Genomic DNA, 25,868 nt, shown 5'->3' on the forward strand with positions numbered 1-25,868 from the left:
AAATACCTGAGCAATGACGTTACTTCAGTTTCGCCCTGTCGTCGGGAGGTTGGATGAAATTCTCGATATGCTGATGCATAGCCGTGAAGTTACTTCACATCCCTCCCTGTCTTATGCCCTCCGTTTGGTAAGTGAGGAGATAATAGTCAATATTATCAATTATGCTTATCCGCAGGAAACGGACGGTTACCTGACTCTGTGTTTATGGGATGAAGGTGGAGAGATTGTCCTGGAATTCATAGATGGAGGTGTTCCGTTCAATCCTCTGGCTAAAGCCGATCCGGACATTTCATTACCGCCGGAACAGCGTGAGATAGGGGGATTGGGGATTTTTCTGGTACGTGAAATGATGGATGATGTGGCGTATGCCTACGTCAATAAAGAGAATCGGTTAACCATTAAAAAGAAGTATCCGCAATCGGAAGATGAACCTGTATGATGATCAAGTTAAGCCAAAATATAATCCGTTGGATCATAGCAGTCCCTTGTGTACTGTTGACCGTTTGTCTGGTTTTATACCGGGCCTATCGTCATTCGGAATTGGAGAGAGACCGTCTGACTTTGTCTTTGGAGGAGTTTCAGGACAAAGAAAGGCAGTCGGTTCTTATCCAACGTGTCAGTCAGCAAATGGAGGAGATTGCCTATCAGCAAAAAGACATTTCCGAAAAGAGAAGGCAGGAAGCTGTCGCGCAGACTCGGAAAGCTAATCAAATGCAGCAGCAGGCGGAAATAGCTCGTGAAAAGGCATTTACTGCACAATGGGAGGCTGAGAAAGCCTATCGGTTGGCGGATGAACAGAAGAATTTGGCAATGGAACGACAACTACAGGCTGAACAATCGAAGAGAGTGGCCGATACGTTGGCTTTTCTGGCCTTGGGACGTTCATTGGGTACGCTTTCTGTCACCCAATACCGGTCCGGCAACATGGAACTGGCCTCGTTGCTGGCATATACTTCCTGGCAGTTCACAAAACACTATGATGGTGATGTGTATCATCCGGCTGTCTTCAACGCTTTGTCCTTATCTTGCAGGCAAGATCAACTTTGGTTTAGACACAAGGGGGCTATCACCGGCATCAGGTTGTTGCACGAAACAATTGGAAACCCGCAGACTTGCCGGGATTCTCTGCCGGGATTGGTCACTGTCAGTAAGTACGGTGAAATGATATGTTGGAAGTCGGGAGATGGACAAACGTACACATCCGGATTTCTGTTGAGTGATTCCCGTTATGATTTTCGGGATGTGCTGATCCATTCGGATTCTCTGGTGTATGCCCTGTCCTATGACGGATGCCTCGTCTCCGTGAACTCTGCCGGTATGGCTGCTTACCTTTTGCCTGAAGGTAAATACCGGCAATTGATTCCGGCTGCTTCCGACCGGCTTTTAGCTATTTCTGCAACGGGTATTTATGCTTTTGACTGTATCAGCCATCAGATACAGCTTTGTTTTCAGCCGGAGTATCCGGTCACTTGTGTCGGGAAGTCAGGAGATAACCTCTATGTCTTTTTAAAGAATGGAACAGTAGCCTTGCTTTCATCTGCCGGTCAATTTGTCCGGTTTATAGAGGGGTGGTCGCAAGGGGGGAGGGTTACCTCTTTTTGCTCTCTTTCTGATGAAAGGTATGCCGTGGGGTGTAGGGAAGGAACCATTTTAATATGTGACAAAGATGGGAATGTCCAGCAAAAGCTGATCGGACACCAGGCCGCCGTCACCGCCATTTTCCGGAAAGGGAATAAACTGTTTTCAAGCAGTTATGACTGTACGCTTCGTTTATGGGATCTTCATAAAGGAAAGACGGAATCTGCTGTAATTATGACAAGCAGTGGATGGATTCACACTTTCTGCCTTCATCCGGATGGTACATCCATTTTTATGGGAGACGAACAGGGCCGGTTATACCGGATACCCGTTTCGCCCGATCATATGGCTACTGTTGTCCGTCAGGGATTGCGACGCGACTTCACACAGGAAGAATGGGAGTACTATGTCGGTAAGCAAATACCATTTGAATCTTATTATTTAAAAACGTACCAGCCATGAAAAAGATACTCTTATTGATGTTGTGCCTTTGCCCGATATGTGCGGATTCACAAGAAGGAGTTCCATTCTTTGTGAATTATCCGTCTTCTGTGTATCAGGCGCACAATCGTAATTTCGACGTTGTGTGTGACAGCTGCGGGAATGTTTATTTTGCCAATTTCGAGGGTATTCTTCATTATGATTACAATCGTTGGGAAACAATCTATACGCCCGGATTTTCCCGTGTCACCCGTCTGTTCCGCGATTCGGGGAATAGGATATGGGCAGGAGGATACAATGTATTCGGAAGGATAGAGCGTGATGAACGCGGATGTGTCGTGTTGAGAACCATTGTGTCCGATCTGGACCCTTCTTCTTTCGGTGAATTGGATGATATGGCGGAAGTTGACGGACTTATTTACCTGAAAACGACATCGGGCCGATGTTATACGGTTCAGGAAGATACCCTCCTGTTTCCCACACAGATACTTCCGGTTCAGTTGCAGGGGAAGTGGCAGAAGCAAACGACATTGGAGGATATCGGCCGTGGATTGTCGGTGAACGACAGTGAAGGGAAAGAACTACTTTCTATAACCGAGAATAACGGTCTGTGCAGCAATTCCGTATCTTCTGTTGCCACCGATGGGCGGGGGAACCTTTGGGGGGCCACTGATAATGGGGTATTTCATGTATTCACTCCTTCTTTATTCAGCCGCTTTACTTCCTATGAAGGTTTGAAAGGAGAGGTCGTGTCAGTCATCCACTACAAGGGGATGCTGTATGCCGGCACCTTACAGGGGTTATATGTATGGAGGCATAATGTCTTTGTACCTGTCAGGGGGATTACGCAAGCTTGTTGGCAACTTGTGCTTTCTCCGGAAGGAGAGTTATATGCGGCTACCAGTGATGGGATATATGCTGTCGGGGATTATGACCGTTTGAGAAAACTTACAGAGGTCGCAGCTTATTCGCTAACATTCGCGGATGGCACCGATATTTTAATGGGAGCTATGGACGGGATTTATCGGTATTCTACCCGGACAAGGCAGGTCGGGAGAGTTTCCGGAATTGAGAAGGTGGTACATTTGGAAGTGAAAAAAGATCATTCTGTATGGGCAAAAACCATGTATGGAGAAATCTATCTGCAGAAAGGAGATGGAACTTCTTTTGTCCTTCAGCCAAGGGGAAACGAAGAAGTGATGACCGGATATACGGACAGCCACGGATACAATTGGCAAACGAATCTGAAGGGTAAAGAGTTGCAAGTGACGCATCCGCAGGACAATACCGGGAAATTAAACCAATGCCTGCATGCAATTCGAAACTATGTTGTGCGGGTAATTTATATAGAAGAAAGGAATGCAGCCTGGTTTGGGGGTGATTTTGGTTTGATCCGGATGGATCTTGGCAAAGCACAGGCGTTTACTCCGTTTGTTCCTCGTATTTATCTTCGTGAGGTTTGTCTGAACCGCGATTCCATATACCGGGGAGGGGATTTACCGATAAATCCGGAGGCAGCAAACCAACGTATCGACGATATATCCCGTTTTGGAGATGATGTCCGCGCCATTCGTTTCTCGTTTGCCACGGATGCGGCCTGTTTCACGGGCTCCAATGAATATAGATCCCGTCTGGTCGGTTACGATCCGGAATGGAGTTCGTGGGATTACCGGACAGAGAAGGAATATGCCAATCTTCCTTCGGGTACATATACGTTTTGCGTGCAGGCACGTGATATTTACGGTACGATAAGCGAAATAAAACAATTCCGTTTTTCGCTGTCACCTCCTTTTTACTTACAGTGGTATAGTCTCGTTTTGTATGCCGTCACTTTGGGAGGGATACTGTTCCTGCTGTTTAAATGGCGGATGCGCAACTTGCTGAAAGAGAAGGAAAGGTTAGAGAATCTTGTAGGCCAACGTACCGGACAGTTGGTGCGGCAAAAAAATGAAATAGAGGAAAAGTCCCTGAAGCTGGAAGAGGCATTGAAAGAGCTGAGGCAGGCACAAGATGATCTGGTGCGACAAGAGAAAATGGCCACTGTCGGTAAACTGACACAAGGGCTGATCGACCGTATCCTGAATCCGTTGAATTACATTAATAATTTTTCTCACCTGACTTCGGGGTTATTGCAGGATTTATATCAGAACCTGGAAAGTGCACAAAAGCTTTTGGATGAAGACACTTATCTGGATTCGGTAGATGTCATAGCCATGATGAAAGATAACCTGGCAAAAATAGAAGAACACGGAAGCAATACTACTCGTGTGCTGAAGGCTATGGAGGAGGTTTTGAAAGACCGTAACAAGCAACTGGAGAAGATAGAATTGACGGGTTTGTGCCGGAAAGACATGGAACTGCTGGAGAGTTATTACCGGAAGGAAATCAGTGAAATGCACATTTCGGTCCGGACTTCTCTTCCCGATACACCATTGTTCATTAACGGAAATGCCGAGCAACTGGGGAAAACCATTATGAGTCTTCTTAACAACGGCATGTATGCCATAATCAAGAAGTATGGCAAGAATATATATCCGGCTGAGATTGGTCTGTCATTGGAAAGCCGAAACGGACAGGCAGTCATCTGCTTATACGACAATGGGGTGGGCATTGAACAAAGTATTCTTGAGAAAATCTTCGATCCGTTCTTTACGACGAAGACAACCGGTGAGGCGGCAGGTATCGGATTGTATCTGAGCAAGGAAATCATACTCAATCATCGTGGAAAGATAGCAGTACGCTCAGAGAAAGATGAATATACGGAGTTTGCCATTACTTTGCCTCTATGGGAGGACGGGACAGGATGATCTGTACCTTCCGGACGGAACGTCCGTTCATCCTGCTTTTTACAAGCATATGTAAATGCTTTTACATACCGGCGTAAAGGTATTTACCTGCCGACGTAAAAGCATTTACCTGCCGACGTAAAAGCATTTACATGCCGGCGTAAAAGCATTTACCTGCCGGTGTAATAAGTCGGTAAATGCACTGTTTTGATTAACAGCGTAGTATCCCGTCGGATTATATAAGCTAATAATGATATAGTACTTAAAAAGATTGATTATGGAAAGAAGCATTTCACAAGAAAAACGAATTGAAGAGCTGGAAGCACGGCTCAGAGAACAGGAAAAGTTGGGGTCATTGGGATTGTTGAGTGCCGGTATAGCCCACGAAATACAGAACCCACTGAACTTTGTCATTAATTTCAGTAAATTGTCCGGGCAGTTGTTGTCCGATCTGGATACCATTGTTGATGAAACCGGGAACCGTATTCCGAAAGAATCGCTGGAAGATATTAAAGATATACTTTCCGGATTACGTGAGAACATGGACAAGATCAGAGAACATGGTGACCGGGCTATTAGTATTATCCGTGGCATTCTACTCTATTCCAGGGGTAAGGATGATGAGTTTATGCCTTCACAGATACAGAAGTTGACCAAAGAATATGTGTGGCTGGCTTATCATGCAATGCGTGCCAACTACAAGAATTTTAATATTGCCATTCATGAAGACTATGCCAAAGACATTCCTCCGGTCCGGCTGATTCCGCAGGATTTCAGCAGGGCAGTGCTGAATGTGATGAACAACGCCTGCTATGCGGTATGGAGAAAATGGCAGGATACTCCCGAAGGATATTCTCCTGAGATAACGGTGAGTCTGGAAAAGCTGGATAAAAGAATCGTGCTTACCATCCGTGATAATGGAGAAGGTATGAGTCCGGAAGTCAAGCAAAGATTGTTCGACTCTTTTTTTACGACTAAACCGGTCGGGCAGGGGACAGGGCTCGGAATGTCGATCGTCCGCGATATTATAGAAAACAAACATCACGGAAAGGTGCTGTTTGATTCGGTTCAACATGAATATACTTGTTTTCGTTTTATCATCCCGGTCACATGAAACGCTACCTGTTGTTATATATCTTCTCCTGTTTTTTTGCCGTGCAACTGACAGCACAATCGGCAGACAGTGTCCGAAATTCATTTGTAAGGGCAGAAGCGCTTTATAAAACTGGAGATATTGATCAAGCCTGCCGTATATTGGAGGAGAATCTGCCGTTTTTTCGGGGGACGATGCGCACCGAGGCATGCCGCCTGACTGCTTTATGTCTTCTGGCTTTGGACCGTTTTGCAGAAGCGGAACAATATGTTTCATTGTTGTTGAAGGACGAACCCTATTATTATATCTCGTTACAGGATCCGGAACGTTTTGCGGACATGGTCAGGAAGCACAGGGAGACTAAAGTAACCTTGGTCACGGCTTCGCAACAGGTGGAGACTCCGGAAGAAGCTCCTGTACCTGTCACTCTGATTACAGAGGAGATGATTCGGGCTATTCATGCCCGATGCCTGCGTGACGTATTGATTGCTTATGTTCCCGGCATATCCGGTTTGTCTTCCAATGAAGAGATGAATCTGGCTATGAGGGGAGTCTATTCGTCCGGACAGGAAAACATACTGGTTATGCAGGATGGGCAGCGCCTGAACAGTTACATCACGAATGCTGTTTCGCCGGATTATGGTATTAGCCTGGCTAAAGTCAAACAGATAGAAGTGCTTCGCGGACCGGCTTCTTCGCTTTACGGTAGCGTGGCGCTGACAGCCGTGATTAACATTGTCACTAAGGACGGGGTGGACATTCGTAATGGTGCCGTATCCGTCGGTGCCGGAGACCGGGGCAGCTGGCTGCTGACTTGTTATTGGGCAAACACGACATGAACATGGATTTTATGGCATGGTTTTCCTTGTATCGTGCAACGGGAGAGCCGGTTTTTGTCCCTGCCGGCAAACAATATGCCCTTTATCCGAGAGACGGATTTATTTATCTGGACGGTTATTCCGAACTGCCCGCTCTGGATGGCGGCATTAAACTGCAACGGGGAAACTTACTTTTCAGTTTTAGTATGAACTATGCTAAAAAAAGGCAGCCTTATAGCATGTGGCTTTTTGCTTCACCCTACTCTTATAAGAAGTTCCGCACTTTTGATGGTGCCGGTCCGGGATATTCCAGATGGTCGGCCAGAGAGCAGGCGGTTTACAGTCGTACGTGGCAAAATGTGAGTTTCAGTACGACGTTCTACACCGACTGGAACAAAAATGTACGTTATGAAACCGCAGGAGATACATTGCAGGATTACCCTATTTACCTCAATCCCAATGACAGCACCAAACTCATTTTTCCGGATCGTGGAGTTTTTCAATACATCCGCTGGATGGACTTCAATGTTGGCTTTAACACTCGTGTGAGCTATACTTACGATTGGGGAAGATACGGAAAAGGTAATATGCTTGGCGGCGTGGAGTGGAATCGGTATGCACTTTATGATTCTGAATATCTGGAAGGTATGAATTTCAGAGAAATAGTCAGGACATGGACCGACAAGCGGCTTTACACCGGTCACGAAATGAACGCAAACGTATTTCTTCAATTCAAACATAATCTGCATAAAAACTGGATTGTAAATGCCGGAATCAGATACGACTATAAGAAACGGAGAAATAACCGGATAATGCAGGCCTTTTCTCCCCGTGTATCGCTTATTTATCTTCGGGACGGACTGAATCTGAAAGCCAGTTATTCCAGGTCGTTTGTCGATGCACCCTATTATTACAGAAACAACGATATGGATACTTACTCCGGTGGCGAGAATCTGCAGGCTGAATATCTGAGTTCGTACCAGTTGACTTGTGCCTATCATTATCGCCCCTTTCATATAGATGTTGAATGCAACCTTTTCTACAACCGGGCTTCCCATTTTCTGTTTACCCAACCGGAAACCCGTATTTACGAAAATGCCGGTCTGCTGGATATGGGAGGTATCGAGGTAACCGCGCGTTACCGGGCAAACCGATTAAATCTGGATGCAAACTTGTGCTATCAGAGAGTATTGGGTTATACCAATTTCTTTGTTACCGACGGGTCGGTTAACAATGTGCCGGATTTTTCCGTGAACCTTGTAGCCGGCTATTTCCTGGTAAAGAAGAAAATATGGAACTGGTCTGCCCATGTAAAAATGAATTGTAATAGCCGTTGCTATACACAGGTCAGCGTATTGGAAAACGGACTCAACGGAGATGCCACCAATTATACCGTCCGTCTGCCGGGCTATACTGTTTTCTCTTTCACTACCAGATGCAGGTACAAACAGATAGAAGGCAGTCTGGGAGTTGAGAATCTCTTTAATAACCGATATGAATGCGGAGGAGCAAATATTCCCATCCGGCAGAAAGGACGGTGGATTTCCGGTAGTATATTGTATAATTTCTAAATCAAAAAACAATAATGAAAACAAATATTCAAGAAACTTTTTTTCAGTCATTCTCTACTTGGGGTGACCAAACGGCCGTCATTGCGAAAGACGGTACTGTCTCTTATCAGGAACTGGAACGTTATTCCGGGAAAATAGCGCAAATTGTCCGTCAACATTTTCCGGTGACTCATGCATCCGGCTTCCGCAATGTCTGTATCGGAGTTTGTATGGGACGGAATAAAACGCTGGTTCCTGCAATTATGGGCATCTTTCGATTGGGGGCGACTTATCTGCCCATAGATCCTGCTTTGCCGGATAACCGTAAACGATACATGGCCGAAAATGCAGGCATGGTTTTGTTATTGACCGATTCACCGGATGAAGTCAGTGGAATTCCGGAAGCCTGCCAGCTCCATCTGGACTTGTCAGCACTCTCCGGCCCCTCCATTGACGGATATGCCGAGGTCTTCCCCGATGATTGCGCCTACATCATATATACTTCCGGGACGACAGGAAATCCCAAGGGGGTACAGATCAGTTATTCCAATCTGGGGACATTTACAAAGAACCTGATGAATACGGAACTTTATCATTTAGCCAACCCCTCGGACAGGTATCTCGCCTTTGCCAGTATCAGTTTTGATGCCTCCATATTAGAGTTAATGATGTGTGTGCCGATTGGGGGGACTTTGGTTTTGGCGGGGGAGGAGGAACGCAGGGACATTTCTTTGCTGGACGGACTGATCAGGCGTGAGCAAGTGAATGTGGCCTTTTTCGCTCCTTCATTATTGGGCATGTTTGCCAATCTTGACTTTCCGTTCATGAAGACTTTGCTGTTTGGTGCTGAGGCTATCAGTGAAAAGTTGTTTAATAGGCTGAAACAACAGCCATACCGGTTGATGAATGTCTATGGTCCGACAGAGAATACGGTACTCAGCACCATACGGATTGTAAATGATGAGACTTCGTACGACAATATCGGTTATCCGCTGGAAGGAACCACCTGCCATATCTTGTCCGAAGATCTTCAACAGGTGGTTGGTGGAGCAACAGGAGAGCTTTATTTGAGTGGTCCACAGGTTTCACCCGGATATATCGGGAATAAAGAGTTGAATGAAAAATCATTTATCTTCTATCATGGGGAACGGTTGTACAGGACGGGCGATTTGGTCCGGCAACAGCCTGACGGTTCTATACGTTTTATCGGACGAAAGGACACACAAGTCAAGATACGGGGATTCCGTATTGAACTGAGTGAGATAACGGAATGCCTGAATAAGGATCCGGAGGTTGAGAAAGCTCACGTAGTGGTAGTGGAGCAAAATGGACGGCAATTATTGGGTGCTTACTTGCAACCATCAGTGCCCGGCTGTTTTCATCCGGAAGATGTAAAAGAACGTTTGCGGTCGGAACTTCCTTATTACATGATACCTAATTTATGGCAGGTGGTAGATCGTTTTCAGCGTACAATGAATGATAAGATCGACACTCGTTCACTCCCGCCTTTTGCTCCGGTGGAGTTGGAGTATGTCCCTCCGGTGCATCCGGGAGAAATCATTTTATGTGATATTTTGAAGGAAATGCTGAATTTACCCCGGGTCAGTGTTGAGGCCGGTTTGATTGATGACCTCGGAATGACTTCGTTGGATATACTGAGGCTGGTTACCGAGGCAAATAAAAGAGGATGCCCGATTAGTGTATCTGCCGTTTATGCTACCGATACTCTGCGCCGGCTGTTGGTGGTTCCCAGGCAAGAACCCGTTTATTGGTATAAGCAGCAAAATCTCAAAAAGCCAGTTATCATTCTGGTTTGCGGGTCTGCTTATTTCAATCATTGGTATTTTCACTTTGCCGACCGCTTATACGAAAAATATGATATTCTTGTGATAGATGCTGTTTACGATCACTTCTGGAAAGTGGCCGCGGATGTTACGGGATTGCTGGAATATTATGCCCGGGCGGTACAACCGATGGTCCGGGAACGTACTGTTTACGCGCTTACCGGTTTCTGTATGGGTGCCGAACTGGCAATCGGCCTGGCCGAGTTGTTACGCCGCTCTATGGGGATAACACCAAAGGTTTTCGCACTCGACGGACAGGCTTGGCAGAATCCCGCTTTGTGCCGGAATTATCCTTTACTGATATTCCCCGGAGATACTGACGAGATGATACGTGAACGGAACGAAATCATTGATATTTATTTCAGTACGACTCCCAACCTGATTTATCAGGGAGAGGTGATTGTGTTGTTATCCGGATTATTCCATCAACAGGCCGGATTGTCTCCCGAAGAGGTATGGACAGAGGAAAACTACCGTATATTCCGGACTGAATATGACAATTGCGAAAGATTGTGGAACAAATATTATCCGAATGCTTCTGTCCTGCGATTACCGACAGATCATTGGCACTTTCTGGAAGGCGAATCACTGGAACAACTGATCACTGTTTTTTTTTAAGTAAGTATCTATGCAGACAGACAATTTCACTTTGGGTAAGAAGGATCTTCTTATTTTGCTTGGGCTGACTCTTGTACTTCCTTTTCCGATCAACTGGGCATTGATCAGACTGAATCCGTTGACCCTGATGCCGGGTGCGGATGATGTGCCTACCTGGATTGGTTTCGGAGGTAGTTACATCGGAGGAATCATTGGCGGAGTCATTTCAATCTTGATTTTAAACAAGACACTCCGTCAAACCGGTGTACTTCACCATGATCTGAAACTTTTGCAGTTGGATACCATCATCTATACTCAGCAACAAGATTGGTTTACCGGTTTTAAACAAGAATTGGCTGAGAATCTGAAATCCATTGATCTATATGTGTTGAATACCATCGTTTCATCCATATCCATGAAGAATTATGCATATGCCAAAGAGGTTTTGAGCGAGATCAATAAAAACCTCGAATATCAGATGGTTGCTGCATCCTTTTCTTTCACCTCCTCCCGCCTTTCGCCGGAAGAGCAAAAATATATGCAATTGGTGCGTCGGATACAGACTGAATACAGTTCTTTTATCAAAGATATTCTTTACTATATTCCTTTGGCGGAAACGATGGTTTCCCGGAAAAAACTGAACTATGAGCAGTTGATGGACTATACGCTGTCCCAATACGATTATTTGCAGGGGCAGGAAGGAGAATCTGCTGTTTCCGGAGCCGTCATACCACGTGTTATGGAGATCGATCCTTCTGATAATATAGGTAAGGAGTTGGAACGGATTATGGAAGAAAGATTAACCGGGCGTACTTATCTATATCACATGAAGTCTGATCTTGCAGAGGTTACCCATCAATTAATTATTTATGAAGAACAGCGTATCAATGCCATCCTGTATAAACCTATGGGAGAAACACATTGACAGATATTAATATAAAATGGTATTTTTTTATTTCAGTATTAAAAGTGAATTTATATTTGTTTTTCTATTGATAAAAGGGTGTTTTAAACTTTATATGTCTCTTATAAAAGAATACTTTCGGAAAGAATAATCTGGTATTCGGAAAAAAAAGCGCACTATACAGAACGTAAAATTTCTATAAGTTAATAAAATCCTATTTTTGCACTAAATGAAATTTAATAAGTTAAGTTATGAGCAAAAATAGAGGTCTATACAGGCTGTTTTTGTATTTTGTCTTTATCATGCCTGTGTTTTTAAGCTGCCGACATAGTCCGGTAGAAATGCCGGACGGTATGTATGGAAGATGGAAATCATCCACAGACCGTCCGGACATAACATTAGGGACAGACAGCATAGGATATTTTGCCATTGTTCATCATCGCATTAATGACGGACGAGTCTGTCCGGTCCGCTATCCGCTTCATCTTAGTTCACCCACAAAAGGGTATATCCGGGCAGAGGGTTGTATTCTGTTTTATTATGACAGCCTGAAACATACTTTGTACTTTTCTCCCGGAGGAGATTATGCTAAATAATCGCATGGACGTACTTCAGTTAACTAACAATAAAATAATTATGAAAGAGAACTTGATCAAACCGTATTGTTATTGTGGTGAGTCGGAAAACTCATTGGTTGATAATGCTATTTTTGTGTACTTCAGTGATGAGTACAGAAGGGTGCTTCTGGATGAAATCTTATGGGTGGAAGCATCCGGAAGTTATTGTGTAATCTATATGGAGGATGGTGCCGAGATAACAGTGAGCTATCCTTTGGATCGTGTTTTCAACAATGATCTGCCTTGTAGCAAATTTAAAAGGATCCACCGGTCGTATGCTATCAATCTTTTTAAAGTGACCGGGTTTGCCGGTAACTACGTACACATCGGGAAAAAGATGTTGCCGGTGAGTGAATCTCACAAAAAGGACTTTCAAGCCTGTTTCCATAAGATTTATTCAAAACGGGCATTGGGAAAGTGACGAAAGGGAGTGGGAAGAAATCCGGCTCCGTCTAAAATTAAAAATTTACTACGCAAAGAACGTGCACTACCTTTGCATCGTAAGCTTACAAAAGAGAAAAAACAATTAAGTAACAAATTTAAAAAACAATTATTATGGCAGTTGACAAAACACCGTCGCAAGTTGCAACCAGTGCGTTGCAGGCGATTCCGTTTGGTTCTATTATTGGTGGCCCGTTGAAGGCATGTGTGGAAGCGCAGGCTTTAGCCGCTAAAACCACTTGGGAGTTTATTCAGAACGTGGGTATTAATGTGAATCCGGAAACCGGTGAGAAAACAGCGGTTAACGTTTCGTTCTCATTCATTCAGGGCGGACGCCTGGTTCAGTTGAATATTCCGTTGCTGACTATCGTTCCTATTCCTTATATTGCAATCCGTGAAGTGGACATCAATTTTAAGGCTAATATCAGTGCTTCTTCTTCATCGGCTGCAGAAACAAACGAGTCAGTATCCAAAGATGCGGCCCTGAAGGCTTCGGCCAGTTTGGGATTGGGATGCTTCAAGATGAATGCCAATATGAATGCAAGCTATTCATCGAAAAAGGACTCTAAAGCGACTTCCGATTCTAAGTACAGTGTAGAGTATACTATGGACGTGGCTGTAAAAGCCGGACAGGACAGTATGCCTGCAGGTCTTTCTAAAATCCTGGAATTGCTGGGTAATTCATTGGATGTTTCCGATCCAACCGGTACATTGGAAGTGAACAGCAACTTGCTGCTGATTGAAGATGGCAAAGAGAAAGTACAGCTGATTGCTACCTATAAGGATCCTAACGGTCTGTTGGCTCCTGAAAAACTGACTATTTCCGGAACCGGTGCCAACGCTGCTGACTTTAAGGTAAGTGGTGACAGTAAAATTATCGATTTGCCGGAAGGTAAATATACTGTTAAAGCAGAGGGAAGCAAGAAGGAAGTTATTATCGAAGTGAAGAAAGATACGGCAGCTCCTCAGGAAGGGACACAGGCTTAACATTAATTTAAAAACTTAAGAACTCATAATATGGCTCAGTTAAGTTCAGTAATCGGCTCTATATTGCGTGATATTGTTTCGGCACAGCACGAGGCCAACCTTTATTCATTGTCGCTTGGCGACTCTTACGGGAAAGACGGAAAGGCGAAAGATTTTCAACTGCCTAATGTCATGGTCAGCGATATGGAACTGGATTTAAAATATGGTGTGAAAAGTGCATCGGAAAGTCAGCAACAGTTTAATATCAAATATGATAAGTTCCGTCAATTCCTCAAGGAACTGTGCGAACAGGTTGCGAGGGTAGCTATCAGCAGTGCCGCCACTACAGTGATGACCTCGGATATAGAGAGAAATGAAGGAGAGAAACACTTCTTTGAACGGCTTAAAAAAGAAAACAAACTTCATCAGGAATTCTGCACTTTTCTGAGCCGTAATATGAGAAACTCTTTCCGGAATAACCTCTATGATGCCGTAGACAGCAGCAATGGTTCTGTGAACAACGATGTTGTGATCAGCAGGCTGACGGATGTCGTGCGTAAAAAGTTTCTTTATGATACGGACCTTGATGATCTTTTTGCCGGAGAAGATGGAGAAAAACTTCGTGATACCGCTGAAAAGAACATTATAAAAGCGATGGAAGCTATTGTGAAAAAGCTCTCGGTAGACGCTAACTTCAAAAGTCTTCATTCATTTCCACAGCTGGATGTGGCCATCACGGCTGATGAACTGATGAATATGCCTGAAGAAGCGATACACAGTTTTAAGATCAAGTTCAGTCCTCGCAATTATTCAGTCAGTCAAACGGACGATGATTCGTTACTGGAAGATTTTGTAATGCGATAATCAATCCTAATCAATTGGTACAATATGGATAAAAAGAAAGTTAGGAGCGTTAGTAGTCAGGTAATGGAACTTCAGCAATTAATTGCCGGTCCTTTGATCGCAACAATTGAAGCAGATTCATTATCTTCGCAAAGGTATCTGGATTATTTGATGAAAATAGCATTTGAATCTTATGATCCTGCAACAGGACGGACCGGTAAGATACGTATGCTTACGTTCAACTATCAGAGTCAGGATGCCGGTGGAGGAAGAAAACAAAGTGTGAGTATCCCGATACTTACGCTGGTACCTTTGCCACTGTTACAAGTGCAGGAGGCGGATTTCGATTTTGATATTAAAATCCTGGATGCTTTATCGGAGACAGCAGAAGAGAAATTCTCGCTGGAAGAAGGCAAAAGCGTGAGTGAGCCGCAAAGCGGGGGAGGATTTAAACTCCGGGCTTCGCTGGCTCCCAAACAGGGAGAGGGCAGCAGCACCTCAAATGTGCAGCAGAGCTTGTCGGCGAATATGAAAGTAAAGGTGAAGATGCGTCAGGCGGATGTGCCTGCCGGATTGTCCAACTTACTACATCTGACGGCAAGCAATATGCAAGTAGAAGAGACTGAAACTGAAGAAATAACGGAAGGAGGAAAGAAATGAATAATGTAGCAGAACATGCCCGTGAACAGAAAGCCGGGATGAAGTGTCCGCAATGCGGAACGTTTATTGAAACATCGATTTTTGAGTTGTTGACATCCAATGCTTTGCAATGTCCATCCTGTCACTTGCGTCTGAACATAGACCGTATGAAATCAAAACCGGCTTTTGACGCATTACGGAAAGTGCAGAATGCACAAGAGAATCTGGAGAGAAAGAGCAAATTCAACGGCTAAGTGTACGGACTATGAAATTAACTTTTTTCAAACGGGTGGGGGAGAAGATCCGCCATCCGTTCCGAAAGGAAAATACGGAAACTGTTGTAGTTTCGGAAGCCGTTCCTCAGCCGGAAGTGGATAATGCAGCTGAAATAACGATAAATGAACCTTCTGTTGCGATGTCGGCAGACAAATGTGCGGAACAGGCACGCTATTTTCTGTTGAAAGATAACAAACTGGTCGGTAAGCCTCTCAGTAGTTATCATCCCGAAATACGGATTATCCATGTCGATAGTTTTGTAAATGCCTTTTTGTTTTTCTTGCGTATGTGCGATCAGCGTTTGCTGACTTATCGCCAGACAGGAGAGCACTTGCATTGCACTGCTGTTTTTCCGGACGAAAGCGGGAATTTGTATTTTACTAACAAGGTGACTTGTCGTAACAAGGAAAATACAGTTGCGGTCTTAAAGATTGACTATATGGGTCTTAAACCCAGGATTAGTGAAATAAGATTTGAATTAAACATTAAAAAATAAAAGAGTATGAATCCTATATTAAATAAAATGGGCGCAAACGCCAATGAACAAAAAAAACTCCTGATGGAGTGTGCGGCAATGCTGGAAAAGTACGTGAACAGATTTCCGGCAGAAAAAGGATGTGCTTCATTCTCAGGTGAAGACATGAAATTATGGAAAGAAGTTTATTATCCCAAACTTGTCCAGACGGACATTCTGCCGGACGGAAAATTCTTTAGTGGTACTTCATCGGGAAATAGCGGTATTGGTACAGACGGTTATTTTACCGGTTATGAATTCTTCCAGTTTATATATCGTGCCTATAAGTCGCTTTACGAGCTGGAAAAGGCAGGACAGATGAGATGATAAATAAAAACTAATTGGAATATGAAAACGATTAAATTGGATTATGAAGGCGAAGAAGCTCTCTTGTTGTGTCAGGGGCTGAAACGCAATGGCTATTCAGTGAATGAAAGCCGGATTTTCACACAGGAAATGAAAGAATCGGTTGTTGATTTTCAACAGAAAAGCCAACTGGATGCTGATGGGATCGTGGGATACCGTACTTGGGAATCCCTGTTTTTTACAGGACGTCCCACTACTGAACGTTTGACAGAAGAAGATTTCGTTCTTGTCGCCCGATTGCTCGATGTGGAAGTGGCTGCTTTAAAAGCCGTACAGCAAGTGGAGACAGGCGGAAAAGGAGGATTCTTTTCTCCCGGTAAGCCCGCTATCCTTTTCGAAGGTCATATTTTCTGGAATCAGTTGAAAAAGCGGAATATCAATCCTGAATCGCATGTGAAAGGGAATGAAAACATTCTTTATCCCAAATGGGAGAAAGGACATTATAAAGGCGGTATGGGTGAATACGATCGTTTGGAACAAGCCCGCCAAATCAATCATGAAGCAGCGGATGCTTCTGCCAGTTGGGGGATGTTCCAGATTATGGGTTTTAACTATGCGGCCTGCGGAGAGAAGAGTGTCGACAGTTTTGTAAAAGCTATGTGTGCGAGTGAATGCAGCCAGTTAATATTGTCTGCCCGATTTATCAAACAATCCGGAATGCTTCCCGCTTTGCAAGCCAAAGACTGGGCAGAGTTTGCCAGACGTTACAATGGTCCTGCTTATAAGGAGAATCGTTATGATGAAAAATTAGCAAAAGCTTACCAGAAATTTTTGTAGGCCAATTACAGACCTGAAGCGTCTCAATGAAATTTGAATTTAAAAAGAACTATGGATTAAAAAGAGCGGTGAGCAAGCTGTGAAGCTTGTTCACCGTTCATCGTTATTATCTTTATTTCTCAGAAAAATATTTCAGGAATTGGGTACGTTCAAACATATTGATACCTTCTACATCTTTGGCGTTCAATTTACCTTTGAATTGCGAGATGTGTTTGAAGCCTTTTCTTTCCATCCATGCACCCAAAAAACGGTTCATTTCTCCTATAAACAAGTTGGTGTTCTGATAAATGGCACTGCATACCTCTATGGCAGATGCTCCGGCTAAAATGGCTTTTACGATTGCGTCCGGTTTATGAATACCTCCCGAAGCGGCATAATCTATTTTAGTAACCAATGATGAAGAAATGCCTATCCAACGCAGGGTTGCCGAAAGGTCGGACGCGTTGCTGAACACGTCTCCTGAAGTATGCTCCATCTTCTCTACATCAATATCCGGTTGGTAGAAACGGTTGAAGAGAACAACTGCCGCTGCACCGTTGGCATATAGTTGATCGATCAGGGCTACCGGATTCGTAAAGTTACTGCCCAACTTCATAATAACCGGAATACGAATCGTTTTCTTTATATGGCTTAAGATATCGATGTGACGCTGTTCAAATGAACCATATTTATATTGGACGTCCGATTGCAAAGCAAGAATGTTGATTTCCAGCGCATCTGCACCGGCTTCTTCTATTTGCTTGGCAAAGTCTATCCATTCTGAGTCAGTATAGCAGTTTATACTTGCAATGACGGGAATGGTGCAGGCCTTTTTGCTTTCTTTAATCAGTTCCAGATATTCAGCCAGTTTGTGATTGCGGATATATTCAGCCAGATAGTCACTTCCTTCCGGATAATAAGACGGGTTTCTCAAGCGGTCAGCTTCCAGCATAATTTGCTCTTCGAACAGTGATTTCAGGACAATAGCTCCTGCACCGGCTGCTTCCAGCTTAGCGTTTTTAGCAGCGCTGTTAGTGAGTCCCGAACTACTGATGATAACAGGATTTTTTAAAGTCAATCCCGCAAAGGTTGTTTTTAAGTCGGCCATGGTAATTATTGTTAATGGTTTTTCAATGAATTTTCTGTTTCATTGTTTCAATTATTAATAAACTCTTTCCCCGAAAATTTTACTTCCTACTCTTACCAGCGTGCTGCCTTCTGCAATGGCGAGGTGATAATCGTGGGACATCCCCATTGAGAGTTCGCAAAAAGTCGGTTCGTCAGCAAAATATTGTTTTTTCACTTCGTGGAAGAAACAATTTAAAGAACGGAATTCCCGTTCGATTTGTTCTTTCGAATCTGTGTTGGTAGCCATTCCCATCAGTCCGCATATCTGTATGTTTGCCAGTGCTTTCCATTCGTCGGCATTCAACATCTCCTTGCATTCGTCAAAACTGAAACCAAATTTGGTTTCTTCCTGGGCAATATGTATTTGCAGCAAACAGCGAATGACTCTTCCTGCTTTGATAGCTTGTTTATTTACTTCCGCTAACAACTTGTACGAGTCGATTCCATGAATCATGGACACATACGGAGCCATATATTTGATTTTGTTTGTCTGCAAGTGCCCGATAAAATGCCACTCAATGTCCTTGGGCAGGCTTTCATACTTGCCTGTCATCTCCTGCACTTTGCTTTCTCCGAAAATTCTTTGTCCTGCACGATAAGCTTCTTCAATAGCTTCGTTCGGGTGGAATTTCGAAACCGCAACCAGTCGAACGCCGGATGGCAATTCGGCCAGGACCTGCTTTAAGTTATCAGTAACATTCATTTTGTATTGGTTTTGAGTTTTATTCACCACAGAGGACACAGAGAACACAGAGAATATCTTTCTCTTAAACATCTTAATAAACAAGAGATTAAAACTCTGTGTCCTCCGTGTACTCTGTGGTGAATCGTATTCATTTCTGATCGAATATTATACTTCCGGTTTATCATTAGGCTCAGAACTATACGGATATACATCCATAATTGCTGTTTCAGCAACAGAACCGATCTGATAATCAGCCATTGTACCTTTCATGCCTTCATCCAGCTTCTTTACAGCATCGCGCAGATCGGCGGCCTGCACCAAAACTTGAGTCGATGTTTTCTTTTCGGCACCGCTTTTTTCGTCCAGTGTGATAAAAATCAGTTTACACTTAAACCAGCGGTCAGCAGCCTCTTCTTCGCTGGGGAAAAGTTCACTATAGTTGGCTCGTTTGATATCCGATACGGTAAATTCTCCTGTAATGAACGGGGTCATCTCCTCAATAATGCGTGCTTCTGCTTCTGTAAAGCTGAGTGCATCCACGAGATAAGGTTCAGTAACTTTCTTGTTCATTCCGTTTTCCATCAATTTCTCGTAACGGATCTTACACTCAAACCAAGTATGCATTGACATATTCTCTTTTGATTTTTAAGTAGTTAATATATGATTTACTATATAGATCTGCTTGTTTGCTAATCTATTCTACCACAAAGATAGTTCAAAATCTCTCTTTATGCTGTGATAAAGATAAGAATTTATTGCCAGTTTATTGTAATTTATCACCTCGCAGCCCGGAATAGGGGCTTATTGAGGGATTTTTAGTTGATGAATTCGTAAGTTGATACTTGGTATACAATTTCATACAACATATCAAGGAGTAATGCTGGTTTAAACTTTTTTTCCATGTGACAGGAATAAGATATTATCCTTCTTGTTACTTCAATTTTTCCCAATAAGGCTTGAGTTGATCTTGAAGATAACTTGTCACTTCAGAAAAAGTAAGTTGAGTTGATGCCTTAAGTCTTTTTATAAACGCATTCCATCTGATGTTCAAATTGAGGCTCTCTGCAAATGCAGAACTGAGGACAACGTGATTCTCTATATAATCCTTTCTGGTAGCTTTAGATAGGTTTGAATAACTTCTGCCATCACATCAATGCCTACTTTGTTGCGATACTTAATCGCATCACAAACAGAACGTTCCAAATCGAAAATAGGTAATACGATTTGTTCTATATTAATGGTGTATAAAGGACATATCCCTAGGTGAGAATAATATCGTAACAATTAACATTGTTAACCCCTTTTCCGGCCATTTTTATTTTTAAATGCAAATAACAAGTCTTTTGCATTTAAAACACTTGTTATTTGCATCCAAAGAATAAACTTTAACTTTGTGTTAAAACAAAGCTTTTACTGACAGATGTTTTGAATTTTTAATGGTTTGTATTTCAGTTTATTAAGTTTGATTTTTACTTCTTTGCCTCACTGAAGGTCTCTGCAGGCTGGAACCGATATACTTGCTTTTTTGTCAACTATACACGGGGGATTTGCACTATCCGTTTATTTCCTTTTTGCCTTATTTAGCGCCGCTATCAGATATCTTCCTTTAGCCCCTATATCGCTCCAGCAAGTGTTGGCAATCAGCCGCCACACCGTCGTTCCCTTTCTTCCATAGTCCGACAGTCTGAGAATGGCATTTACCTCGCTTACCTCGTTGATCCCCAATCTTTGGAGCGTATCCGTCAGTCCCGGATAATTGTGCGTCATCGTATTGAAAGCGTATCCCGGTATCGGGAGAGAAGCAGAATCCTCCATCCTTTCTTCCTCCTTCCCCTTGGGGGGAGCTGAGGGGGGTAATTCTTTATTTTCCTTTGCTCTACTTTTCTTTACTTTACTTTGTCCGGAATTGCATGCATTTTTTGTGTTAACGGCTACATCGTGTACTACATTTCCCGGGCTAACGGCTACATCTCCTGTGCCGACAGCTACTTTTCCTTCTTTAAGCGGCTTGGGTCGTTCAATTTCCTGTTGTGTGGATGCATTGTCCGGTTTGCCGCTTTCCTTTTCCGGTTTCACCATCAGATAGGGGAGTTCCGACAGCTCTCTTTTCCTTCGCTTTGTAGCTTCCAGCCATACCTTTTGTATGCTTTCCGAAGTCAGTATTCCGTTTTCCTGATAACTGTTTTCGTCCAGTATTCCTTTGATGAACAGAATTTTGATGATCCCCTTCACCTCTTCTGCTTGCACCTCTCTCCCTGCCTTGTTTGCGAAAATCAGGCACTGTTCTTTATCCCACCGTATGTAGTATCCCTCCTTGTAAATCTTGCACATCAGTTTCAGCACAATTGCCGACCCTTTTATTCCGTATTTTGCCTCTATCACTTCCATTGCGTTCTCTTCCATGAAGTTTACGCCCACCGGGAAATAGTTGATCCCGTCATATGCTATTGCCATATTGTTTTTTAGATTAGTTGTTTGTACTTTCAATAAGATATTTACCACAAATTACACCGGATTCCCAAAGACGTTTTCTCCTGATTCCTCAAAATAGAAATAATTCATTTGTGAAAATCTGTGTAATCTGTGGTGGCGCCCTATACGATCGGTCTCCACTCCATGAAGTTCTCCACCTGGAATGTTGTCCATCGCTGTTCGTCTACATTCCAGTAGACTACTGCGCCTTCTATTTTTGTGGGATCATACTTCTTGTGGAATTCCGCTTCATAGTAGATCAGTGTCGCTTTCACCAGCTTGAAATCTCCGTTCTGCTTCTGATAAGCAATAACTGCGTGCCCGTATTGCAAGTGGTCTATTAATTCTTCCAGGCGTTCCGCCATCCATTCGGCACACTGCTCGGTATATCCTTTCTCAAAGACAATCCGTCTCTTCCATCTCAGTTTCATGGCTTCACTTTGTGATACCGGTCTTTTTTTCCGTTTCATACGTATATTTTTTAAGTTGATAAAATGTTATCGCCACGAAGATAGGGGGCGTTTCATGTAAGACGGATTATGATAATTCATTGTGCGTATTTTTGTGGATGGCGGGTTTGTGCTGTCTATCCTTTTCCACTTCTTCCCAAATGTTGCTGATATAGACTAATATTGAACTGATGGATAATGGTTTAAATACTCCGTTTTTAATATTTCCGATTAGTCTTTTTTTATTGATGTAGCGTGCGAGTGAAGCCTGACATGTATTGATATTTTGTATGTTCGCATCCTCTATGTAGGATTCTATCAACGCTTTGATAAGTTCTCCTTTATGCGAAATTATTCCACGTATCGGTATTCCTTTCTTTCTGCCTCTTGTTTCTTTAACTGATTCTGTAATAGTTGATTGCGTTTCGATAATAGCGTTTTTTTACACTTTTGTCTACGGCTTGAAATAATCCTTTTTCTTTGTCCATAATTTCTTTTATTTTGTTAATAACTAAATGTTGTTAATTTGTTGCAAAGGTAGAAAGGAATCTATCGGTAGGCAAATAAAAGCGGAATTAAAGAAAAAATGAACGCTTTTGATAGATTAAATATTTGATATATAGTATTGTATTAGATGAAAAAGCGAGTGTTTCAATAGACGTTCGTTTATTTGAACGCAAAGATAAGGGGTATTTTCATAATAGCAAAATGTTTAATAAAAAAAATGATTTCCCTCTTTCGCTTATCACATTAATGGGCTAATATATAGTTGTTTATGAATTAATAAAAAACTATTTATTATCTGTCTGATTTTGTTTATCTCCTGTTTTTGATTTGTTTACAAAAAAGGTGTTTCAAAAGACGAACGTTTAAAAACACGTTTTTTTAGTGTAATTCGTTCGTTTATAGTTTCTTACCAGATAGGTAATGAGTAACTGCAAGAAACCGTGGCAAGAGAGTACAAAGCTTGCCGTATATTACATAAAGTACTCGCAAGTGATTGAATTTCAAGTATGTGCAAGAAGTTCAAAGCCCCGGGAGAATGTCCTTTTCTGAAATAATCGAATAATGGAAGTGGAGAAAGAGACCGAAATATGGTTCGCTATGCGTGCCACCTACCGTCGTGAGACTGACGCTATGCGGTTGCTTGCGAAAGAGAACTTGGGCTGTTTTGTTCCCATGCAATACAAGATAAGTATAAAGAAAGGAAAAAAAGTCCGTGTCTTGGTTCCTATCGTTCACAATCTGATTTTTATTCACGCTTATCCTTCCGAAGTGAAGCGCGTCAAGTCTATGGTTGCTTATTTGCAATATATCACCGATACCCGTAGCGGCAAGAAGATAATTATCCCCGACAATGAAATGCAGCGCTTCATCGCTGTAGCCGGCACCTACAGTGACCATCTTCTATACTTTCAACCCGATGAACTCAACCTGTCCAAAGGCACCAAAGTCCGTATTACGGGTGGTGACTTCGAGGGTCAGGAAGGTGTTTTCCTGAAAGTGAAAGGCGCCCGGGATCGTCGCGTGGTCATTGCTATACAAGGTGTCATAGCAGTTGCCATGGCCACCATTCATCCTGATCTTATAGAAGTAATCAAATAATTCATAATTCAAATTTATTATGACTCTTTCCGAAGAAGTAGCTTCCCTTCAGCGTGCCGCGCACGACCTGATGTATTTGGGCATGGACGGGAGTCCCATTTACAGCGATGACTTGTCCCGCCGTAACAATGAAGTTTACCGCTTGACCACAACATTGTATAATTCCGGTATCAAAGGTTCTACGGTTGAAGAGCAGGCCTCTGTCTGTCTCGCTCTCCTGATGGGTTACAACGCATCGTTCATCGACCACGGAGAAAAGCGCGAACATATCCAGGAAATATTAGATCGTTGCTGGGATATCCTCGATACTCTTCCCGCTTCGCTATTGAAGCTCCGCCTGCTTACCGCCTGCTATGGTGAGGTATTCGACGAGCCTTTGGCTGAAGAAGCCCGTGCAATTATCGCTTCTTGGGATTCGGTGTCACTTACTACTGAACAGCAAGAGGCTATTAACGAGTTTCAGACTGTGGTGGATAATCCTTATCCGTGGGAGTATGTTGAAGAGTAAAGATTACTATTAAACCTGATTTTTTTCATGCGCGAATTTAATGAACTAAAAATTGCCGTAGCCGGAACCGGTTATGTAGGGATGAGTATTGCCACTTTGCTGGCACAGCATCACGAAGTGGTAGCAGTCGATGTACTGCCTGAGAAAGTAGAGAAAATCAATCAGAAGATTTCTCCCATTCAAGATGATTACATCGAGCAATATATGGCCGAGAAACCGTTGCGTCTCTCAGCTACTCTTGATGGAACCGCAGCATACTCCAAGGCCGACTTTGTAGTTATTGCTGCCCCTACCAACTACGATTCGGTAAAGAACTATTTCGATACTCACCACATTGAGGATGTCATCGACCTTGTGCTCAGTGTCAATCCCGATGCCGTAATGGTCATCAAGTCCACCATACCTGTAGGCTACTGTCGCAGTCTATACGTTAAGTATGCACAGCGAGGAGCCAAGCAGCTTAACTTGCTTTTCTCTCCCGAGTTTCTTCGAGAGAGCAAGGCACTTTACGATAATCTCTATCCCAGCCGCATCATTGTGGGGGTTCCCAAAATGATGAATGGTAATCAGTTTGATGCAGAAAACGAAGCTATCCGGACTATCTCTAATCTACCGATGCTTGAGCAAGCTGCTAAAACCTTTGCTGCCTTATTACAAGAAGGCGCTATAAAAGCGGATATTCCAACTCTCTTTATGGGTATTAAGGAGGCTGAAGCTGTGAAACTTTTTGCTAACACATATTTGGCGCTACGTGTCAGTTATTTTAATGAACTCGATACTTATGCCGAAGTAAAAGGATTGGATGCACAATCCATTATAGAAGGTGTAGGGCTCGACCCGCGCATTGGTACTCACTATAACAATCCCAGCTTCGGTTACGGTGGCTACTGCCTGCCCAAAGATACTAAGCAGTTGCTTGCCAACTATGCCGATATACCCCAGAACATGATGACTGCTATTGTGGAGAGTAACCGTACCCGCAAAGATTTTATCGCCGATCAGGTGTTGCGGAAAGCCGGTTACTACACTGCTTCCAGTCAATGGGATGCCAAGAAAGAACAAGATGTCGTTGTTGGTGTCTTCCGCCTTACCATGAAATCCAACTCTGATAACTTTCGTCAGTCATCTATACAAGGTATTATGAAGCGCATCAAGGCCAAAGGTGCCCAGATTATCATCTACGAGCCTGCGCTCGAAGATGGTACTTCTTTCTTTGGTAGTACGGTAGTAAACGATCTAGCCAAGTTCAAACAGATGAGCGATGCCGTTATTGCTAATCGTTACGATGCTTGTTTGGATGATGTGGCAGATAAAGTATTCACTCGCGATATTTTTTGCAGAGACTAGTAAACGTTTAATTTTCACATCTTCCTGTTCAGATTAGTTGTCATAGTCATAGCTTTGCATAGCTATCAAAATAACGATAGTATATAGTAGTGGAGATTTAGAAAAGCGTATGCCAATAGTTAAAAATCTCTTTAAGTTTTAATTATGAAAGGTATTGTCTTGGCCGGTGGTTCGGGCACTCGCTTATATCCGATCACCAAAGGAGTCAGTAAGCAGTTGCTTCCGATATTTGATAAGCCGATGATCTATTATCCTATCTCTGTACTCATGTTGGCGGGGATTCGTGAAATATTGATTATCTCCACTCCATACGATTTACCCGGCTTTCAACGTTTGCTGGGTGATGGCTCTGACTTTGGAGTACGTTTTGAGTACGCCGAACAACCTTTTCCCGACGGTTTGGCACAGGCATTTATCATTGGTGAGAAGTTTATAGGCGGTGATTCTGTATGTCTGGTTCTTGGCGATAATATCTTTTATGGTAGCTTTTTTACTAAGATGTTGAAGGAGGCTGTAGTATCCGCAGAATTACAAAATAAGGCTACGGTTTTTGGCTATTGGGTTGAAGATCCGGAACGCTATGGGGTAGCTGAATTTGATAGGGATGGGAATGTCCTCAGCCTTGAGGAGAAACCTGATACTCCT

The 25,868-nt window shown here is 43.1% G+C and carries 24 protein-coding genes and 1 pseudogene; 20 read left to right on the forward strand and 5 right to left on the reverse strand.

The genetic code is table 11. From position 1 onward, the window contains the following. Nucleotides 1-13: 13 nt before the first annotated feature. The 16 genes and pseudogenes from QK890_RS13720 to QK890_RS13795 all read left to right on the forward strand — a co-directional run bounded on the left by QK890_RS13720 (nucleotide 14) and on the right by QK890_RS13795 (nucleotide 17,050). Nucleotides 14-439 carry an ATP-binding protein gene (locus tag QK890_RS13720; protein WP_005779989.1) on the forward strand — a complete coding sequence of 142 codons (426 nt, stop codon included), beginning with the start codon at nucleotides 14-16 and terminating at the stop codon, nucleotides 437-439. Continuing rightward, nucleotides 439-2,040, forward strand: a complete 1,602-nt coding sequence (locus tag QK890_RS13725; protein WP_032541049.1) for a WD40 repeat domain-containing protein — start codon at nucleotides 439-441, stop codon at nucleotides 2,038-2,040. The genes QK890_RS13720 and QK890_RS13725 overlap by 1 nt, the downstream gene beginning before the upstream one ends. Then, on the forward strand, nucleotides 2,037-4,826 hold the full coding sequence (locus QK890_RS13730; protein WP_032541040.1) for a sensor histidine kinase: 2,790 nt from the start codon (nucleotides 2,037-2,039) through the stop codon (nucleotides 4,824-4,826). The genes QK890_RS13725 and QK890_RS13730 overlap by 4 nt, the downstream gene beginning before the upstream one ends. A 256-nt stretch (nucleotides 4,827-5,082) precedes the next feature. Continuing rightward, complete coding sequence (locus QK890_RS13735) at nucleotides 5,083-5,919, forward strand: sensor histidine kinase (RefSeq protein ID WP_032541041.1); 837 nt, start codon at nucleotides 5,083-5,085, stop codon at nucleotides 5,917-5,919. Further along, nucleotides 5,916-8,287, forward strand: a pseudogene (locus QK890_RS13740) (TonB-dependent receptor plug domain-containing protein). The gene QK890_RS13735 and the pseudogene QK890_RS13740 overlap by 4 nt, the downstream one beginning before the upstream one ends. Before the next feature lie 14 nt (nucleotides 8,288-8,301). Then, the gene (locus tag QK890_RS13745; protein WP_223129444.1) at nucleotides 8,302-10,728 is read left to right on the forward strand and encodes an amino acid adenylation domain-containing protein; all 2,427 of its coding nucleotides are present in this window, start codon (nucleotides 8,302-8,304) and stop codon (nucleotides 10,726-10,728) included. 10 nt (nucleotides 10,729-10,738) lie between these two features. Continuing rightward, nucleotides 10,739-11,632, forward strand: coding sequence for a hypothetical protein (locus QK890_RS13750; protein ID WP_223129445.1), 894 nt, complete (start codon nucleotides 10,739-10,741; stop codon nucleotides 11,630-11,632). Nucleotides 11,633-11,862: 230 nt separating this feature from the next. Next, nucleotides 11,863-12,207: a DUF3876 domain-containing protein gene (locus tag QK890_RS13755; RefSeq protein ID WP_005779973.1), complete on the forward strand. Its 345-nt coding sequence runs from the start codon at nucleotides 11,863-11,865 to the stop codon at nucleotides 12,205-12,207. Nucleotides 12,208-12,247: 40 nt separating this feature from the next. Further along, the gene (locus QK890_RS13760; protein ID WP_032535999.1) at nucleotides 12,248-12,649 is read left to right on the forward strand and encodes a LytTR family DNA-binding domain-containing protein; all 402 of its coding nucleotides are present in this window, start codon (nucleotides 12,248-12,250) and stop codon (nucleotides 12,647-12,649) included. Nucleotides 12,650-12,783: 134 nt separating this feature from the next. Next, nucleotides 12,784-13,656: a DUF2589 domain-containing protein gene (locus QK890_RS13765; protein ID WP_022011876.1), complete on the forward strand. Its 873-nt coding sequence runs from the start codon at nucleotides 12,784-12,786 to the stop codon at nucleotides 13,654-13,656. Between the two features lie 30 nt (nucleotides 13,657-13,686). Next, on the forward strand, nucleotides 13,687-14,499 hold the full coding sequence (locus QK890_RS13770) for a hypothetical protein (protein ID WP_005779965.1): 813 nt from the start codon (nucleotides 13,687-13,689) through the stop codon (nucleotides 14,497-14,499). Between the two features lie 24 nt (nucleotides 14,500-14,523). Then, on the forward strand, nucleotides 14,524-15,138 hold the full coding sequence (locus QK890_RS13775) for a DUF2589 domain-containing protein (RefSeq protein WP_005779963.1): 615 nt from the start codon (nucleotides 14,524-14,526) through the stop codon (nucleotides 15,136-15,138). Then, a complete protein-coding gene (locus tag QK890_RS13780; protein WP_005779961.1) occupies nucleotides 15,135-15,371 on the forward strand; it encodes a hypothetical protein in 237 nt (78 codons plus the stop codon). The genes QK890_RS13775 and QK890_RS13780 overlap by 4 nt, the downstream gene beginning before the upstream one ends. 11 nt (nucleotides 15,372-15,382) lie before the next feature. Further along, nucleotides 15,383-15,889: a hypothetical protein gene (locus tag QK890_RS13785; protein WP_005779960.1), complete on the forward strand. Its 507-nt coding sequence runs from the start codon at nucleotides 15,383-15,385 to the stop codon at nucleotides 15,887-15,889. A 6-nt stretch (nucleotides 15,890-15,895) separates the two neighbouring features. Then, a complete protein-coding gene (locus QK890_RS13790; protein ID WP_005779958.1) occupies nucleotides 15,896-16,234 on the forward strand; it encodes a hypothetical protein in 339 nt (112 codons plus the stop codon). Nucleotides 16,235-16,255: 21 nt separating this feature from the next. Beyond that, a complete protein-coding gene (locus QK890_RS13795; protein ID WP_022011874.1) occupies nucleotides 16,256-17,050 on the forward strand; it encodes an N-acetylmuramidase family protein in 795 nt (264 codons plus the stop codon). Between the two features lie 112 nt (nucleotides 17,051-17,162). Here the strand turns inward: QK890_RS13795 and QK890_RS13800 are convergent, their stop codons facing one another. From QK890_RS13800 to QK890_RS13820, 5 genes are all read right to left on the reverse strand, one after another. Continuing rightward, nucleotides 17,163-18,137 (reverse strand): dihydroorotate dehydrogenase-like protein, encoded by a 975-nt coding sequence (locus tag QK890_RS13800; protein WP_005806914.1) that lies wholly within the window; start codon nucleotides 18,135-18,137, stop codon nucleotides 17,163-17,165. Between the two features lie 54 nt (nucleotides 18,138-18,191). Further along, entirely contained in the window at nucleotides 18,192-18,860 is a 669-nt protein-coding gene (locus QK890_RS13805) for a YggS family pyridoxal phosphate-dependent enzyme (protein WP_005779953.1), read from the reverse strand. Between the two features lie 147 nt (nucleotides 18,861-19,007). After that, complete coding sequence (locus QK890_RS13810) at nucleotides 19,008-19,472, reverse strand: DUF4494 domain-containing protein (RefSeq protein ID WP_005788684.1); 465 nt, start codon at nucleotides 19,470-19,472, stop codon at nucleotides 19,008-19,010. 930 nt (nucleotides 19,473-20,402) lie between these two features. After that, nucleotides 20,403-21,296 (reverse strand): DUF4373 domain-containing protein, encoded by an 894-nt coding sequence (locus tag QK890_RS13815; protein ID WP_223129446.1) that lies wholly within the window; start codon nucleotides 21,294-21,296, stop codon nucleotides 20,403-20,405. Between the two features lie 140 nt (nucleotides 21,297-21,436). Beyond that, a complete protein-coding gene (locus QK890_RS13820) occupies nucleotides 21,437-21,784 on the reverse strand; it encodes an SH3 beta-barrel fold-containing protein (protein WP_367627406.1) in 348 nt (115 codons plus the stop codon). Nucleotides 21,785-22,831: 1,047 nt separating this feature from the next. On the opposite strand from QK890_RS13820, the gene upgY reads away from it, so the two are divergent. From upgY to QK890_RS13840, 4 genes are all read left to right on the forward strand, one after another. After that, on the forward strand, nucleotides 22,832-23,368 hold the full coding sequence (gene upgY / locus QK890_RS13825; protein WP_223129448.1) for a capsular polysaccharide transcription antiterminator UpgY: 537 nt from the start codon (nucleotides 22,832-22,834) through the stop codon (nucleotides 23,366-23,368). A gap of 19 nt (nucleotides 23,369-23,387) precedes the next feature. Then, nucleotides 23,388-23,876 carry a UpxZ family transcription anti-terminator antagonist gene (locus QK890_RS13830; RefSeq protein ID WP_223129449.1) on the forward strand — a complete coding sequence of 163 codons (489 nt, stop codon included), beginning with the start codon at nucleotides 23,388-23,390 and terminating at the stop codon, nucleotides 23,874-23,876. 27 nt (nucleotides 23,877-23,903) lie between these two features. Further along, complete coding sequence (locus tag QK890_RS13835; protein ID WP_223129450.1) at nucleotides 23,904-25,223, forward strand: UDP binding domain-containing protein; 1,320 nt, start codon at nucleotides 23,904-23,906, stop codon at nucleotides 25,221-25,223. 144 nt (nucleotides 25,224-25,367) lie between these two features. Continuing rightward, on the forward strand, nucleotides 25,368-25,868 hold a 501-nt coding region (locus QK890_RS13840; RefSeq protein ID WP_367627407.1), incomplete at its 3' end, for a sugar nucleotidyltransferase.

Source organism: Bacteroides sp. NGMCC 1.200775 (assembly GCF_040798045.1).
GTDB classification, from domain to species: Bacteria; Bacteroidota; Bacteroidia; order Bacteroidales; family Bacteroidaceae; genus Bacteroides; species Bacteroides hominis.

Coding starts and splice junctions, on each gene's coding strand:
- QK890_RS13810 (WP_005788684.1), bottom strand. CDS start 19,472: ATGTCAATGCATACTTGGTTTGAGTGTAAGATCCGTTACGAGAAATTG.
- QK890_RS13765 (WP_022011876.1), top strand. CDS start 12,784: ATGGCAGTTGACAAAACACCGTCGCAAGTTGCAACCAGTGCGTTGCAG.
- QK890_RS13730 (WP_032541040.1), top strand. CDS start 2,037: ATGAAAAAGATACTCTTATTGATGTTGTGCCTTTGCCCGATATGTGCG.
- QK890_RS13835 (WP_223129450.1), top strand. CDS start 23,904: ATGCGCGAATTTAATGAACTAAAAATTGCCGTAGCCGGAACCGGTTAT.
- upgY (WP_223129448.1), top strand. CDS start 22,832: ATGGAAGTGGAGAAAGAGACCGAAATATGGTTCGCTATGCGTGCCACC.
- QK890_RS13805 (WP_005779953.1), bottom strand. CDS start 18,860: ATGAATGTTACTGATAACTTAAAGCAGGTCCTGGCCGAATTGCCATCC.
- QK890_RS13760 (WP_032535999.1), top strand. CDS start 12,248: ATGAAAGAGAACTTGATCAAACCGTATTGTTATTGTGGTGAGTCGGAA.
- QK890_RS13720 (WP_005779989.1), top strand. CDS start 14: ATGACGTTACTTCAGTTTCGCCCTGTCGTCGGGAGGTTGGATGAAATT.
- QK890_RS13775 (WP_005779963.1), top strand. CDS start 14,524: ATGGATAAAAAGAAAGTTAGGAGCGTTAGTAGTCAGGTAATGGAACTT.
- QK890_RS13815 (WP_223129446.1), bottom strand. CDS start 21,296: ATGGCAATAGCATATGACGGGATCAACTATTTCCCGGTGGGCGTAAAC.
- QK890_RS13820 (WP_367627406.1), bottom strand. CDS start 21,784: ATGAAACGGAAAAAAAGACCGGTATCACAAAGTGAAGCCATGAAACTG.
- QK890_RS13745 (WP_223129444.1), top strand. CDS start 8,302: ATGAAAACAAATATTCAAGAAACTTTTTTTCAGTCATTCTCTACTTGG.
- QK890_RS13795 (WP_022011874.1), top strand. CDS start 16,256: ATGAAAACGATTAAATTGGATTATGAAGGCGAAGAAGCTCTCTTGTTG.
- QK890_RS13750 (WP_223129445.1), top strand. CDS start 10,739: ATGCAGACAGACAATTTCACTTTGGGTAAGAAGGATCTTCTTATTTTG.
- QK890_RS13770 (WP_005779965.1), top strand. CDS start 13,687: ATGGCTCAGTTAAGTTCAGTAATCGGCTCTATATTGCGTGATATTGTT.
- QK890_RS13830 (WP_223129449.1), top strand. CDS start 23,388: ATGACTCTTTCCGAAGAAGTAGCTTCCCTTCAGCGTGCCGCGCACGAC.
- QK890_RS13790 (WP_005779958.1), top strand. CDS start 15,896: ATGAATCCTATATTAAATAAAATGGGCGCAAACGCCAATGAACAAAAA.
- QK890_RS13785 (WP_005779960.1), top strand. CDS start 15,383: ATGAAATTAACTTTTTTCAAACGGGTGGGGGAGAAGATCCGCCATCCG.
- QK890_RS13755 (WP_005779973.1), top strand. CDS start 11,863: ATGAGCAAAAATAGAGGTCTATACAGGCTGTTTTTGTATTTTGTCTTT.
- QK890_RS13735 (WP_032541041.1), top strand. CDS start 5,083: ATGGAAAGAAGCATTTCACAAGAAAAACGAATTGAAGAGCTGGAAGCA.
- QK890_RS13725 (WP_032541049.1), top strand. CDS start 439: ATGATCAAGTTAAGCCAAAATATAATCCGTTGGATCATAGCAGTCCCT.
- QK890_RS13780 (WP_005779961.1), top strand. CDS start 15,135: ATGAATAATGTAGCAGAACATGCCCGTGAACAGAAAGCCGGGATGAAG.
- QK890_RS13800 (WP_005806914.1), bottom strand. CDS start 18,137: ATGGCCGACTTAAAAACAACCTTTGCGGGATTGACTTTAAAAAATCCT.